Source organism: Methylobacterium sp. Leaf123, from assembly GCF_001423405.1.
Lineage (GTDB): Bacteria > Pseudomonadota > Alphaproteobacteria > Rhizobiales > Beijerinckiaceae > Methylobacterium.
Genome location: NZ_LMNS01000040.1, coordinates 32,915 through 46,340, shown reverse-complemented (window position 1 = coordinate 46,340; position 13,426 = coordinate 32,915). Strand labels below are relative to the sequence as shown.

Below are 13,426 nucleotides of genomic sequence, written 5' to 3'. Positions count from 1 at the left end.
AACCACCGTTCGGGACGATGCGGGAGGGCCGCCTACCCCTTGGTGCGCAGCGAGGAGCGCCCGCCATCGACGCCGATCACCTGACCGGTGATGTAGCCCGCCTCAGGACCGGCGAGGAAGGCGGCGAGTGCCGCCACATCCTCGGGCTCGCCGACGCGCTGGAGCGCGTGCATCGACGCGATGCCGGAGGCCAGCGTCGCGTTGCGGGTGATGGTTTCGGCGAGCGGCGTCCGGGTCAGCGAGGGGGCGACCACGTTCACCCGGATCGCGGGCGCGAGTTCGGCGGCCAGCGAGAGGGCCAGCCCCTCGACCGCCCCCTTGGCCATAGCGACCGAGGCATGGTGCGAGAACCCCTGCGCGACGGCGACGGTGGAGAACAGCACCACGCCCGCGCTGGCCTCGCCCGCTCCGGCCTTGAGCGCGGGGGCCGCCGCCTGCACCGCGAGAAAGGCGCCGAGGGCGTTGATGCGGAAATCCGCCTCGATGCGCGCCGGGTCGAGCTTGGCCAGAGGCGCGAGCTGAATCGTGCCGACCGCGTAGACGAGGCCGCCGAGGCGCGGGCCCGCCTCCGAGGCGACGCGGGGGAACAGGGCCGGATCGGTGACGTCGCCCGCGGTGAAGCCGGTCTCGCCGAGTTCGGAGGCGGCCCGTTCCAGGCGCTCCGGATCGCGGCCGACGAGGTGGAGGGCCGCGCCCCGTTCGCGCAGGGCCCGCGCCGTGGCGAGGCCGATGCCGCCGGTTCCGCCGTAGATCACGACCCGTTCCATGAAGCCCCCCCTGTCGGGCGGTGTCCGCCCGACGATTTCGCCCGTGCTCGAAATCCACTAGCTAAGGCGGAGCCGGTCGGCGTGGAGCCGGCCAACGCCGCCGCTGACCTGCGCCGAACGTCGCAGGGCGGCCAGCCACGGGACGTCTCTGCCCATGAAATTCGCCTTTGCCGGCATCGACTTCCTCGGCGGCGTGTTCGACGGGCTGATCGAAGCCGGCTGGACGCCGGTGAAGCTGTTCACCCGGCCCTGCGACGGCATCTACGATCACAACGAGGTCGTGGTGGCCCAGGCCCGGCGCCACCGCATCCCGATCCAGCTCTCGCGGTTGCTGCCCGACGACATCGAGCGCCTCGCCCACGAGCACGGCCGCGACGTGGTCCTCGTCGTCTCCGGCTATCCCTGGCTCGTGCGGGGCTGGCACGGGCGGGTGCGCTACGCCCTGAACCTCCACCCCTCGCCGCTGCCGACGGGGCGCGGGCCGTACCCGCTCTTCAAGGCGGTTCTCGACGGCTACGAGAGCTGGGGCGTCACCGCCCACGTCCTCGCCGAGCAGGGCTTCGACACCGGCGACATCCTCGCCCAGGACATCTTCCCCCTCGACGGTCACGAGACTCACGAGACGCTGCTCACCAAGTGCCAGATGGCGGCCCGCCGCCTCGCCCTCGGGCCGATCGGGAAGGATCTGGCCGAGCGCTGGCGCAAGGCGGAACCGCAGGGCGACGGTTCCTACTGGCCGCGGGTGAACGATGCCGACCGCACCCTCGACTTCCGCAAGGACGTCGCCGAGGTGCTGCGCCGCGTGCGCGCCTTCGGCACGATCGAGACCATCGCCCGGCTCGGCAATGCCCGCGTCTTCGTCGCCGCCGCCGATGGCTGGCAGGAGGCCCATCGCCACGCCCCCGGCACCGTGGTGCACCGCTACCGCCGCCAGATCGTGGTAGCCGCCCGCGACGGCTACGTGCAGTTCACCCGCTGGAGCCAGGTGGCGCTCAACGAGGCCGGGCAGATCGGGCGCTAGACCTTCGTCCTGGATGGATCCAGGATGAGGCTCTCGCCTTTTGGTTTTGCATCGTCTTTTTCGAAAAAGCCGGTGGCCAGCTTTCGGGACGATGCTCCAGCCGATGCCGCCGATGCGCCGTAAGGGCGATCTCCCTGAAAAGATCTGTGCCCAGTGCGGCCGCCCCTTCGCGTGGCGCAAGAAGTGGGAGCGGGTCTGGGACGAGGTGCGCTACTGCTCCGACCGCTGCCGGACGGAGGCGAAGCGCGCGGCGCACAAGGGCTGAATTAGCCCCCCAGTGCCTCCGGGGTGTCGACGTCGAAGATCACCGCCGGATCGGCCGGCAGCTCCAGCACGTCGCCGCGCCGCTTCAGGATCGGCCCTGCGCCGTGGTCGCCGGTCAGCGCGGCGAGGTCGGCACCGAGGCGGACGAGGTTGAGCAGCACCGGGTTGCCGCGGCGCCCCTCGCTCACCGGCACCACGGCGGAGGGACGCGGCATCGCGCCGGCATAGGCCGCGATCAGCGCATCGAGATGAGCCGGCCCGATCCGCGGCATGTCGCCGAGCAGCACCAAGGCTGCCTCGGTGCCCGGCGGCAGGGCGGCAAGCCCGATCCGCAGCGAGGTCGAGAGGCCGGCGGCGGGATCGGGGTTCTCGACGAGCCTCAGGTCGAGGCCGGCCAGCGCGGCCCGCACCGCCTCGGCATGGGCGCCGAGCACCGCGACGACCGGTCCGGCGTGCGAGGCCAGGGCGGCTTCGGCGGCGCGGCGCACCATCGGCCGGCCGGCATAGGGCGCGAGCATCTTCGCGGCCTGCCCGAAGCGGGAGCCGAGGCCGGCGGCGAGGAGCACCGCGCCGATGCGCGGCTCAGAGCCCATCACCGCCCGACCTCGGCTGGCCCCGCAAGGGGATCTCGGTGAGCAGGCCGCCGACGCCGAGGCGCACGATGTCGGCCCGCGTCACGGGAAGGCCCGCGAGGAGGCGGTGCAGGACGAAGTCGAAGCCGTTCTCCTTGGGCGAGCGGGCGCAGCCCGGCGCACCGATCACCGGCACGGCGCCGAGGGCGCCGAGGAGCAGCAGGTTGCCGGGATCGACCGGCATGCCGAATTGCTCGACCCGGCCGCCTGCCGCCTCCAGCCCGGCCGGGATCACGTCGCGCCGGTCGGCGATGGCCGAGGCGCCGAACACCACGACCAGCTCCGCTCCCTCCGCCACCGCCCCGGCGATGGCGCCCGCGACCGCGCCAGCCTCGTGGCGCACGCGGGTCTCGGCGACGATCCGCGCACCCGTCGGGGCCAATCGCTCGGCGAGCACCCGTAGGGTCTTGGCGACGGTCGCCGCCTTCAGGCCGGGCAGCAGCGTCGAGACCACGCCGATCCGTTCCAGACGATAGGGCGCGAGCCGCATCGGCGGCGTCTCGGCGGCGGCGAGCGCCCGCTCCAGCGGTGCGGCGGCGACCGCGTAGGGGATGATTTTCACCGTCGCGACCATCTCGCCCGCCGCCACCGGCCGGAAGGCCGGCAGGGTCGCCACCGTGATCGCCTCGTCAACGGCGTTGACCGCGTCGATCCCGGCCGGCTCGACCACGAACACGCCCGCGGCTTGCGCGAACAGATTGCAGCGCCCGGTGAACGGGGCTTCCGCGCGCAGTCCCTCCCCGGCGAGATGCCCGGCGAGGCGAGCCGCCGCCGCATCCTCGCCGACATCGCCGGGGTCGAGCCGGACGGCCAGAATCTCGGGGATTCCGGACTCGGCGAGGCGCAGGGCCTCCTCGGCGGGGATCGGCCGGCCCTTCTTCAGGCTGGCGCCCTCGGCGCGCACGGTATGGGCGGCGATGAGCCCTGCGCTGTCGCGGGTCGCGACGGGTCCGAACTGCATCGGCTCAGCGTCCCGCCGCCGCGTTGCTGCCTTTGATGCGGTCCTGACGCAGGGTCGCGACGACCTGGGCGAGGATCGACAGCGCGATCTCGGCGGGCGAGACCGCGCCGATATCGAGCCCGATCGGCGCGTGGATCCGGCCGATCGCCGCCGCGTCGAATCCCGCCGCCTGTAGCCGCTCGACGCGCCGGGCATGGGTCTTTCGCGAGCCCAGGGCGCCGATATAGGCGCAGTCCGCCCGCAGCGCCGCGACGAGGGCGGGGTCGTCGATCTTCGGATCGTGGGTCAGCGCCGCCACCGCCGTGTAGGCGTCGAGCGGCCCGAATTCTCGAAGCGCCTCGGCCGGCCATTCGGCAATCAGGCGCACGCCGGGAAACCGCTCCGGGCTGGCGAAGGCCGTGCGCGGATCGATCACGGTGAGGTCGAGGCCGAGTTGGCTCGCGAGCGGTACCAGGGCCTGGGAGATGTGCACCGCGCCGATGACGACGAAGCGCACCGGCGGGGCGTGGACGGCTACGAAGACCGGGCGCCCGTCGGGCCCCTCGCCGAGGCCGCTGCGGCCGCTGTGCAGGCGCTCGCGCAGCAGGGGGCCAAGCGGGTCGGCATCGATCTCGGCGGCGCGCACAAGGCGCTGGCCGCCATCCTCGGGATCGGTGACGATCAGGGCCGGGCGGCGCGCCGCGCGCTCCGCGTTGAGGGCCGACAGGGTGTCGAGGCGCATGGGGGTCTCGGGAAGCGATAGAGCAAGTCGGGTTTCGGCTCGAAGAACCGGCGGAGCCACGCGACCTTCGTTCCAACTCACGTCCTCATCCTGAGGTGCCGCGAAGCGGCCTCGAAGGATCCTCCAGGGATCGCGAGGCTTCTGGAGGATCCTTCGAGGCCACCGCTTCGCTGCGGCACCTCAGGATGAGGCGGTGGGTGGGATCGGCACGGGCGCCTATGGCTCAGTCGATGCGTTCGACGAAGACGCGGATGCGGCCGCCGCAGGAGAGGCCGGCCCGCCACGCGGTCTCGTCAGCGACGCCGAACTCCAAGGTGCGCGGGCGCCCGTCCTCGATCACCTCCAGCGCCTCGGTGATGACCGCGCCCTCGACGCAGCCGCCGGAGACCGAGCCGAGGAAGCGGCTGTCACCGTCGATGACGAGATGGCTGCCGACCGGGCGCGGCGCCGAGCCCCAGGTCTCGATCACGGTGGCGAGTGCGACCGCGCGGCCCTCGCGTCGCCAGCCCTCGGCGGCGCGCAGGATGTCGTCGTCGGTGGAGAGCATGGGATTCACGTCCTGAAACTACCGGTTCCGCCGCTCCCGACCGTCCCGTCACGAGAGAGGTAGGCCTGTCGGCTCGTTCCGCAATGCGGCCAACCGCGGCGCTTGCAAGCCCGCGAGGCGGACTTCATCAAGGACGGCGGATTTTCCAGTGGCCGGACGGGAGCGTGGTGTGTCGAAGCGGAGTGCGTTGGCGACCCTTCTCGCCCTCACCCTCGCAGGTCCTGCCAGCGCCGCCGAGCCGCTGAAGATCGGGCTCGCCGCGCCGTTGAGCGGGCCGGATGCCGGGTTCGGCCAGGGGGCGCGGCTCGGGGTCGAGCAGGCGGTCGCCGAGATCAACCGCGCCGGTGGAGTCATGGGGCGCAAGCTCCAGCTCGTGGTGCAGGACGATGCCGCCGACCCCAAACAGGCGGTGGCGGTCGCGCGCAAATTCGCCGGCAGCGGCGTGCGCTTCGTCATCGGCCCGCTCACCTCGGGCGCCGCCGCCGCGGCAAGTTCGGTCTACGAGGAGGCCGGCATCGTCTCGGTCACGCCTGGCGCGACCTGGGCGCCGCTGACCCGCCGTGGCGCCGGCCTGCTGTTCCGGCTCTCGGGCAGCGACGCGCAGCAGGGCGCACTCGGCGGCACGCTGCTGGCCGAGCGGTTCCGCGGCAAGCCGGTCGCCATCGTCCATGACAAGACCAGCTTCGGTCGCGGGCTCGCCGACGAGGCCGCCCGCGCCCTCAAGGCCCGCGGCGGGCAGGAACGCCTGTTCGAGGGCGTCTCCCGCGACGATCGCGAGATCGCGGCGCTCGTCGCCAAGCTGCGGGCGCTCGGGATCGAGGCGATCTATTTCGGCGGCCTGTCCGCCCCGGCCGGCGCGCTGGTCCGGGCGATGCGCGAGGCCGGCCTGTCGACGCAGGTGATCGGCAGCGACGGGCTGCTCGACCGGGACTTTTCGCAAATTGCCGGCGCCGAGGGCACGCTGATGACGGTGGCGCCCGCCCCGCCGCGCCTGCCCGAACCGAGGGGCGCCAAGGCGCCGCGGAATGCGGAGGCCGAGATGTTCGCCGGCCCCGCCTACGCGGCGGTCGAAGTCGTGCGGCAGGGGATCGAGGGTGCGCGCTCGGTCGAGCCGGCCAAGGTCGCCGCCTTTCTCCATAGCGGTGCCGCCCTGCGCACGGTGCTTGGCGAGGTGGCGTTCGACGCAGGTGGCGATCTTGTGAAGCCGCCGTTCTCGGTCGCCGCGTGGCGCCGGCTTCCCGACGGGCGGCTCGACTTTGCCGGCAACGACGTCTCGCCATGAGGCGGCGGAGGCCACGAGATTCCACCCGGCGTTGAGGTTAAGCGGGCATTCCGGGGCGGATATTCTTGCACAAAGCGCGTCCGACGCTTAAGTCGCAGGATTGGTGCCCTTCGCGAAACACCCGTCGTGCCGCTTGTCCGGCCGAAGGGAGGACTCCCCGATCCGGGAGTTTCGCGAAAGGCACCCGACGCCCGGCATCGCTGACGCCTCTCGTCCCGAGCGGATCGGACCCGCAGCGCCGCGCGTTTCGCACGATAGACCGATTTTTGATTTTGCCGGAGCGCCCCGTGCAGGCAGCCCGGCCGGAGATAGATGTATGGCAAAAGAGGAATTGATGCAGTTCGACGGCTTGGTCGTCGAGATCCTGCCGGACGCGCGCTACCGCGTGCAGCTCGACCAGGGTCACGAGATCGTCGCCTACACGGCCGGCAAGATGAAGAAGAACCGCATCAAGACTCTGGCCGGAGACCGCGTCACCGTCGAGATGTCCCCCTACGACCTGGAGAAGGGTCGCCTCGTGTTCCGTCACAAGGACGAGCGCTCCGGTCCGCGTCCGCCCCAGCGCGGCGGCCAGCAGTTCCGTCGCCGCTAAAGGCGTCGAACCGCCCTTCGTTCGATCGAGCTTGCCGAGCGGCGCCCCACAGGGCACCGCCCGAAAGTCGAAAACCCTACTTCCCGAACCGCTCGAATTTCGGGAAGCTGCGGGTCATCAGCGTGCCGGCATCGGACCGGTGGCCCATCCACTTCTCCAGCATGCCTGCATTGGCGAGCCGCGCCTGACCCGAGCCATCGCGCCAGGGCAGGCCTTCCGCCAGGGTGAAGACGCAGGCATCCGCGAGCTGGCTCTGGCGGCAGCGCTGCAGGCGCACGCCCTTGCCGCGGCCGAGCTCCGTGACTTCGGAGGCTGGGAAGACCAGCATCAGCTTGTCGGATGAGCAGACGGCGACATGGTCGCCCTCGGCCGGCACCAGCAGCACCGCGTGCGTCCCCTCATCGAGGCCGAGGATCGCCTTGCCCTTGCGGGTGTTGGCGACCAGCGCGTCGGAGGGCGCGATGAAGCCGCGGCCGTCCGAGCCGGCGACGAGCAGCTTGCTCTCCGGTTTGTAGGGCAGGGCCGCCACGATCTCGGTGCCGTCGTCGAGATCGACCATCAGCCGCACCGGATCGCCGAAGCCACGCCCGCCGGGCAGCTTCGAGGCTTCCAGGGTGAAGACCTTGCCGTTCGAGGCGAGCAGCAGGATCTTGGCCGTCGTCTCGCTGAGGAAGGCGACCTTCAGGCTGTCGTCGCCTTTGAAGGTGACGCCCGACAGGTCGGCGACGTGCCCCTTGAGCGCCCGGATCCAGCCCTTCTCGGACAGGATCACGGTGATCGGCTCACGCTCGACCATGGCGGCGGTGAAGTCGATCCCGGCGGTGTCCGGCGGATTTTCGAGCGTAGTGCGCCGCTTGCCGAGCTTGGTCTCGGGGCCGAAGGTCTTCTTCACCGCGCGGATCTGCTTGGTGATCTCCGTCCATTGGAGCTTCTCGGAGGCCAGCAATCCCTCGATCCCCTCCTTCTCCGCGGTCAGCGCCTCGAACTCGCGCTTCAGCTCCATCTCTTCGAGCTTGCGCAGGGAGCGCAGACGGGTGTCGAGGATGGCGTTGGCCTGGACCTCGGTGAGTTCGAACCGCGCCATGAGCGCGGCCTTCGGCTCGTCCTCCTCGCGGATGATGCGGATCACCTCGTCGAGGTCGAGATAGACGATGAGCAGGCCGCCGAGGATTTCGAGGCGCCGTTCGATCTGGCCTAGGCGGTAGCTCGACCGGCGCTGGAGCACGACGCGGCGGTGATCGACCCACTCGCGCAGGCATTCGGCAAGGCCGATCACCCGGGGTACGACGCCGCCGACGAGGACGTTGAGGTTCAGCGGAATCCGCGATTCCAGCTCGGAGAGCCGGAACAGCGATTCCATCAGCATCACCGGATCGACCGAGCGCGAACGCGGCTCCAGCACGACGCGCACATCCTCCGCCGATTCGTCGCGCACGTCGGCGAGCAGCGGCAGCTTCTTCTCCTGGAGCAGGTCGGCGAGCTTCTCGATCAGCCGCGCCTTCGGCACGCCGTAGGGAATCTCGGTGACGACGATGTTCCAGGTGCCGCGGCCGAGATCCTCCTTGGCCCAGCGGGCGCGCACGCGGAAACCGCCGCGGCCGGTGCGGTAGGCCTCGCGGATGCTCTCGGCTGAGTCGATCAGGATGCCGCCGGTGGGGAAGTCCGGCCCCTGCACGAAGGTGCAGAGCTGTTCCGACGTCGCCTCGCGGTTCTGGATCAGGTAGAGCGCCGCGTCGCAGAGTTCGGCGGCGTTGTGCGGCGGGATCGAGGTCGCCATGCCGACCGCGATGCCCTGGCTGCCATTGGCGAGCAGGTTCGGGAAGGCCGCCGGCAGGACGATCGGCTCCTCCTTCTCGCCGTTATAGGAGGCGCGGAAATCGACCGTGTCCTCGTCGATCCCGTCGAGCAGCAGGCGGGCGACTTCCGTCAGCCGCGCCTCGGTGTAGCGGTAGGCCGCCGGACCATCGCCATCGATATTGCCGAAATTCCCCTGGCCATCGACCAGAGGGTAGCGCTGGGCGAAATCCTGGGAGAGGCGCACCAGCGCGTCGTAGATCGCTTGGTCGCCGTGCGGGTGGAAGTCACCCATCACGTCGCCGACGATCTTCGCGCATTTCTTGAACGCCGAGGTCGGGTCGAGCCGCAGCAGGCGCATGCCGTAGAGGATGCGCCGGTGCACGGGCTTCAAGCCGTCGCGGGCATCGGGCAGCGCGCGCTGCATGATCGTGGAGAGCGCATAGGCATAGTAGCGCTCCTCCAGCGCCGTCTTCAGCTCGACGCTCTCGATGCCGTCGCTCGGCGGCGGCAGGACGGGCTGGCCCATCACTCACTCCACATCGTCAGTTCAGTCCGGGCGCCGACCTTGCGTTGGCGTCCGCTACCGCGCCCCGTCCCGACGGGTCACGGCGCTTCTCGAAATAAACCGGAACATAACACGAACACGGTCAACTCTGGCCAGTGCCGAGTGCGACGAATCGTGCGCGTTCCTCCGGCGTCGCCTGCGCCCGCGGACGCCAGACATGCTGATCGAGGAAGTACCCCGTCAAGGTAAACCCCTCCCGAACGTCGTGGGCGTCGGGCGTGCGCCAGCCGCTGCCGGGCTGGTCGCGGTCGCGCAGGAAGGGCGGCAGCGCCAGCAGGCGGTCACGATAGGGCTCGCCCGCCGAGGCGCTGACCGCGCGCCCGCTCTTCGGGGAGACGTAGACCAGGGCGTCGTTGGCGCCCGTGGCCGCACAATGCGACAGGTCGAGGCCGAAGCCGAGCCCCGCGAGCAGCGCCAGTTCGAACCGCACCATCAGCGCAGGCGCGATCTCGGGATCGTCGAGATGGGCGAGCAGGATCTGCGCCGCCTCGTAGAGCGCCGGATGCGGGTCGCGCTCCGGCAGGAGCCGCAGCAGCGCCGAGAGATGCGCGACCCCGTAGAGCGCGAGGCCCGAATCCATCAGCCGCGAGGCGTTCAGGGTCAGGGGCTCGACCGCGTAGGAGCCGAGCGACCCGTCGAGCCGGGCCCGCCACGTCGCGCGCAGGGTGTTGCCGGGCTGGAGCATCGGCTGCATCCGCCGCGAGCGGCCGCCATGGACCAGCCCGAGATGGCGCCCGTGCGCCGGCGTCATCAGTTCGAGCACGATCCCGGTCTCGCCGTGCTTGCGCAGGCCGATCACCAGGCCATCGTCGATCCATTGCATGGAAGACAGATAGTCATTTTTCTCGGCCTGTGGGAGCACTGCAGGCGGAAGAGAGGGCCCGTGCGAACCGCACCCCGTTTCACGCCCTGATCGAAACCGCTACGCTTTTCCCGCAACGGGAGATTCGGTGATGCTCGGGCGGCGCAGCGGGGTGATGCTGGCAATGGTCCTCGCGGTCGGCGGCTGCACCGCGACCGCTGCCCCGCCTTCGCCTTCCGCCGCCACCGGCACGGTCCGCGAGCGGATCGCCGCGCTGGCTCGGCGCCAGGTCGCCTTCGGTTCGGTCTCGCTGATCCCGGTGCGGTTCGCCCACAGCCGGATCGCCGGCCCGTTCGAGGATGGCGGGCGCCAGCTCACCTGCATCTCGACCCGGATGAGCGGACGCACCTTCGGCAAGCCGGAACGGCCCAAGCTCGTGGTGCGGGAGGAGGCCGGGGCGCTCACCGTCCTGCGGGACGAGGAGGATGTCTGCGAGGGGCATCGCAGCGAGCCGTTTGCGGAGCTTGATTCGGGCTTGGCCAATTAACCCTTCCCTTCTTTTGCAAGAAGAAAGCGCATTGATTCTGCAGTCATCGTACGCTCGCCTGCCATGACGGCAGTCCATATAATGGACTGCGGAGCGGGCTTGGCTCCCGGTACAATCTACAGATGGTTTAAACTGCGAAATCGAATGGTGCCGCATTGATTTTTCTGCGTATAATGCAATTCTCGGACGACTGAAAATTTGGAGGGTGCCATGACTCTCGAGAAGGGCGCTAAAGGCGAGGAAGTTCGTTCTATTCAGGAAGCTCTGAATTTTCTCCACTTTCAGGGCAGAATCTCCGCAAGCTCTTCCGCAGACTTCCAGCCTTTGGAGACGGACGGGATTTTCGGAAATGACACCGAGGATGCGGTCACTCGTTTTCAGGAAGACCGCGGCCTATACACGGATGGCCGTGTTGGCCTCGTGACGATCGAAGCTTTGCAGGCAGCGCTTAGCTCACGCAATCTGGAACTCAGCGCGCCTCTTGTACTCCCGACAGACAACAAACTCACGATCGCCACGAGATCAGGCGACAAGTACGGCGACGGTTATGACCGGATCCGCTTGCGCAGCGACGTGATGATCGCATTCGATCAAGTCTGTGACGAAGTTCATAAGCATGGCGGCCTGATCACATCCTCGGGCGGAATCCGCGATTTATACTTCAAAGTCGGACCGAATCAGAGTGCGACCTCATTCCATTATTCAGGCCGGGCGCATGACCTGATGATCTATAGCGGGATGATGAAGCCCGATACCGACCCTTACGTCGTTGAGCGTCTTGGGGATCGTCGCTATCGAGTCTACGCACGCTGCGCGGCGAAAAGCGCAGCAAGTGGCGCTCTTCCTCCGAGTACGACGGTTAGGAACGTCGTCACGCATAAGAGCCGTGTCAAAGGCGTGTCGGTCACCGACCACCTCTTGGACCTGACGGCAGTGTTCGAGAAACACGGTTTCAGGCCTATCCGCGCGCGAAAGGCTTTCGAGGGCGGCGGTGACTATCTTGGCGCGGAGTGGTGGCATTTCCAATACGAGGTTGGCCTGATCCGAGGCGTCACGACCTTCGGCAGCGAGCTTTCGAAGCTTTATTCCGAGGCAAAACTCAAGCCTTCGCCTCCATGGAAGTACCGAGATTACATATTCGGAAAGGACTGGAACTAGGGTCTGTCGTCGCCTGAACGTCTTGGGGGTGTGAGCATTTTCCGTCCTCTGGATGGAGCGGGCTGATGCTGAACGACGCGCAGTGGGCGGCTCTAGAGCCGCTGGTGCATGCCTGCCGGCCGAAGGCGAAGACCCCGCCGCAGGACCTGCAACGCACGCTCTCGGCCATCCTGTGGCGGCACCAGAACGGGGCCAAGTGGCGCGCCATTCCAGACGAGTTCGGGCCGTGGTGGCGGGCGGCGCAGATCTTCATCCGCTGGGCGCGTGCCGGGGTGTGGGAGCGCCTGCTCGCCCTGGTGCAGGAGCGCGGCGTGCAGCTCGGCATGGTGTTCCTCGACGGCACCAACATGCGGGCGCACCAGAAGGCGGCAGGTGCGGCCAAAAGGGGGGATCTGCGACCGAGCGAGACGGTCGTGAAGCGCTTGGCCGGTCTCGTGGCGGGTATGGCACCAAGGCCTGCGTGATCGCCGACGGCGCGGGCCGCGCCGTCGCCTTCCGCCTCGCGCCGGGACAGGCGCACGAACTGCCCCACGCCGTGCCGTTGCTCGACCAGTTGCCCGGCGTGCCGCTGTGGGTCGTGGCCGACCGCGGCTACTCCAGTCACGGCTTCCGTCAGCACATCCGCGACGTGGGCGCCAAGCCAGCCGTCCCCACCAAGCGCAACGAAGCACCCACCCGCTGCCCGGACTGGATCTACACCAACCGCAACCGCGTCGAGCGCCTCTGGGCGCGGCTGAAGGAATGGCGGGCGGTGGCCACCCGCTACGAGAAGACCGCCGCCAGCTTCACAGGCGTCCTCTGCCTCGCCGCAGCCTGCGATTGGATCAAGTGACAACAGGCCCTAGAACTCTCTGAAGTCCGCATTTCGTACTAAGCGGGAGGCCCTCGTCAACCCGGAAATGCCTCAATGGGACGTGGAGGTGAGGCGTGTCTCCCTTCCGCCTGCGGCTGTTGCTTAATACGTCCTGCGAAGGTGATCCTGGCATCATGCCGCCTCGTTCCCTGTCGCTCTCCCTCGACCTCATCGCCCGTGCCCATCCCGACACCGTCCCCGACGATGAGACCGCGCTGACGCTGCTTTCCGACGCCGACCTCGCGCCCGAGCTTGCGGCGATGCTGACGCGTCGCGCCTCCTCCGAGGGCGGCCTGTGGGTGTTCGCCTACGGCTCGCTGCTGTGGAACCCGGAATTCGCCTTCACCGAGCAACGGCTCGGCACGCTGCGGGGCTGGCACCGCCGGTTCTGCCTGTTGCAGCGGCGGTTTCGCGGCACGCCGGAGAATCCGGGCTTCGTGCTGGGGCTCGACCGGGGCGGGATCTGCCGCGGCGTCGCCTTCCGCCTGGACGATGCCGACCCGCATGGCATCCTGATGCCGGTCTGGCGGCGGGAGATGAAGGGCAAGGGCTATGAGGGCCGCTGGGTCACCGTCGAGACGGAGACCGGGCCGGTCACGGCGCTGACCTTCATGGTGAACCGGCAGAGCGACCGCTACACCGGCCGCCTCTCCGACACCGAGATCGCGGACAAGATCGCCGCCGCCTGCGGGCATCTGGGCCCGAGCGCCGAGTATCTGTTCCGCACCGTGGAGGCCTGCGCCCGGCTCGGCATCCACGACCGGCATCTGTGGTCGCTTCAGGCGCTCGTGGCCGAGCGCCTGCGGGAGCGGCGCGCCGCCTGCGCGTAGTGCTCGCCACCGTCATCGCGAGCCGGAGCCGAAACCATCCGGGGGCAGGCGTGCCGGATCGGGCACGCCGCGGGACGGCTTCGCTCC

General features: G+C 69.3%; 15 protein-coding genes. 8 read left to right on the top strand and 7 right to left on the bottom strand.

Annotated features, from left to right (window positions below; genetic code table 11):
* Nucleotides 1-32: 32 nt before the first annotated feature.
* Nucleotides 33-767 (bottom strand): SDR family NAD(P)-dependent oxidoreductase, encoded by a 735-nt coding sequence (locus tag ASF53_RS24000; protein WP_056205008.1) that lies wholly within the window; start codon nucleotides 765-767, stop codon nucleotides 33-35.
* 154 nt (nucleotides 768-921) lie between these two features.
* Between ASF53_RS24000 and ASF53_RS23995 the strand changes: the two genes are divergently transcribed.
* Together ASF53_RS23995 and ASF53_RS25450 are read left to right on the top strand one after the other, a co-directional pair.
* A complete protein-coding gene (locus ASF53_RS23995; protein ID WP_056205006.1) occupies nucleotides 922-1,788 on the top strand; it encodes a methionyl-tRNA formyltransferase in 867 nt (288 codons plus the stop codon).
* 103 nt (nucleotides 1,789-1,891) lie between these two features.
* Entirely contained in the window at nucleotides 1,892-2,053 is a 162-nt protein-coding gene (locus ASF53_RS25450) for a DUF2256 domain-containing protein (protein WP_200943338.1), read from the top strand.
* 1 nt (nucleotide 2,054) lies between these two features.
* Here the strand turns inward: ASF53_RS25450 and ASF53_RS23990 are convergent, their stop codons facing one another.
* From ASF53_RS23990 to ASF53_RS23975, 4 genes are all read right to left on the bottom strand, one after another.
* Entirely contained in the window at nucleotides 2,055-2,648 is a 594-nt protein-coding gene (locus ASF53_RS23990; protein WP_056205003.1) for a nucleotidyltransferase family protein, read from the bottom strand.
* The gene (locus ASF53_RS23985) at nucleotides 2,635-3,645 is read right to left on the bottom strand and encodes a molybdopterin-binding protein (protein WP_056204999.1); all 1,011 of its coding nucleotides are present in this window, start codon (nucleotides 3,643-3,645) and stop codon (nucleotides 2,635-2,637) included. Before ASF53_RS23985 ends, ASF53_RS23990 begins: the two co-directional genes overlap by 14 nt.
* A 4-nt stretch (nucleotides 3,646-3,649) precedes the next feature.
* Nucleotides 3,650-4,366 carry an XdhC family protein gene (locus ASF53_RS23980; RefSeq protein ID WP_056204996.1) on the bottom strand — a complete coding sequence of 239 codons (717 nt, stop codon included), beginning with the start codon at nucleotides 4,364-4,366 and terminating at the stop codon, nucleotides 3,650-3,652.
* A 223-nt stretch (nucleotides 4,367-4,589) separates the two neighbouring features.
* Nucleotides 4,590-4,913, bottom strand: a complete 324-nt coding sequence (locus ASF53_RS23975) for an XdhC family protein (RefSeq protein WP_056204992.1) — start codon at nucleotides 4,911-4,913, stop codon at nucleotides 4,590-4,592.
* 169 nt (nucleotides 4,914-5,082) lie between these two features.
* Here ASF53_RS23975 and ASF53_RS23970 point away from each other — a divergent pair, with 169 nt between their 5' ends.
* Nucleotides 5,083-6,195 (top strand): branched-chain amino acid ABC transporter substrate-binding protein, encoded by a 1,113-nt coding sequence (locus ASF53_RS23970; RefSeq protein ID WP_056204987.1) that lies wholly within the window; start codon nucleotides 5,083-5,085, stop codon nucleotides 6,193-6,195.
* Nucleotides 6,196-6,511: 316 nt separating this feature from the next.
* Nucleotides 6,512-6,787: a translation initiation factor IF-1 gene (infA, locus tag ASF53_RS23965; RefSeq protein ID WP_003600463.1), complete on the top strand. Its 276-nt coding sequence runs from the start codon at nucleotides 6,512-6,514 to the stop codon at nucleotides 6,785-6,787.
* A 76-nt stretch (nucleotides 6,788-6,863) separates the two neighbouring features.
* Here infA and parC read toward each other — a convergent pair whose 3' ends face one another.
* Nucleotides 6,864-9,110, bottom strand: a complete 2,247-nt coding sequence (gene parC / locus ASF53_RS23960; protein WP_056204984.1) for a DNA topoisomerase IV subunit A — start codon at nucleotides 9,108-9,110, stop codon at nucleotides 6,864-6,866.
* A gap of 121 nt (nucleotides 9,111-9,231) precedes the next feature.
* The gene (gene recO / locus ASF53_RS23955; RefSeq protein WP_056204982.1) at nucleotides 9,232-9,972 is read right to left on the bottom strand and encodes a DNA repair protein RecO; all 741 of its coding nucleotides are present in this window, start codon (nucleotides 9,970-9,972) and stop codon (nucleotides 9,232-9,234) included.
* Nucleotides 9,973-10,102: 130 nt separating this feature from the next.
* Here recO and ASF53_RS23950 point away from each other — a divergent pair, with 130 nt between their 5' ends.
* The 4 genes from ASF53_RS23950 to ASF53_RS23935 all read left to right on the top strand — a co-directional run bounded on the left by ASF53_RS23950 (nucleotide 10,103) and on the right by ASF53_RS23935 (nucleotide 13,339).
* The gene (locus ASF53_RS23950) at nucleotides 10,103-10,498 is read left to right on the top strand and encodes a hypothetical protein (protein WP_056204979.1); all 396 of its coding nucleotides are present in this window, start codon (nucleotides 10,103-10,105) and stop codon (nucleotides 10,496-10,498) included.
* Between the two features lie 210 nt (nucleotides 10,499-10,708).
* Nucleotides 10,709-11,656, top strand: coding sequence for a peptidoglycan-binding domain-containing protein (locus tag ASF53_RS23945; protein WP_056204977.1), 948 nt, complete (start codon nucleotides 10,709-10,711; stop codon nucleotides 11,654-11,656).
* 65 nt (nucleotides 11,657-11,721) lie between these two features.
* Nucleotides 11,722-12,488 (top strand): IS5 family transposase gene (locus ASF53_RS23940; RefSeq protein ID WP_153876776.1). Its coding sequence is split into 2 segments (ribosomal slippage): nucleotides 11,722-12,037 and nucleotides 12,037-12,488, totalling 768 coding nucleotides; the frame shifts between segments, so codons are not numbered across the junction.
* A 155-nt stretch (nucleotides 12,489-12,643) separates the two neighbouring features.
* Entirely contained in the window at nucleotides 12,644-13,339 is a 696-nt protein-coding gene (locus tag ASF53_RS23935; RefSeq protein ID WP_056204970.1) for a gamma-glutamylcyclotransferase, read from the top strand.
* Nucleotides 13,340-13,426 lie beyond the last annotated feature (87 nt).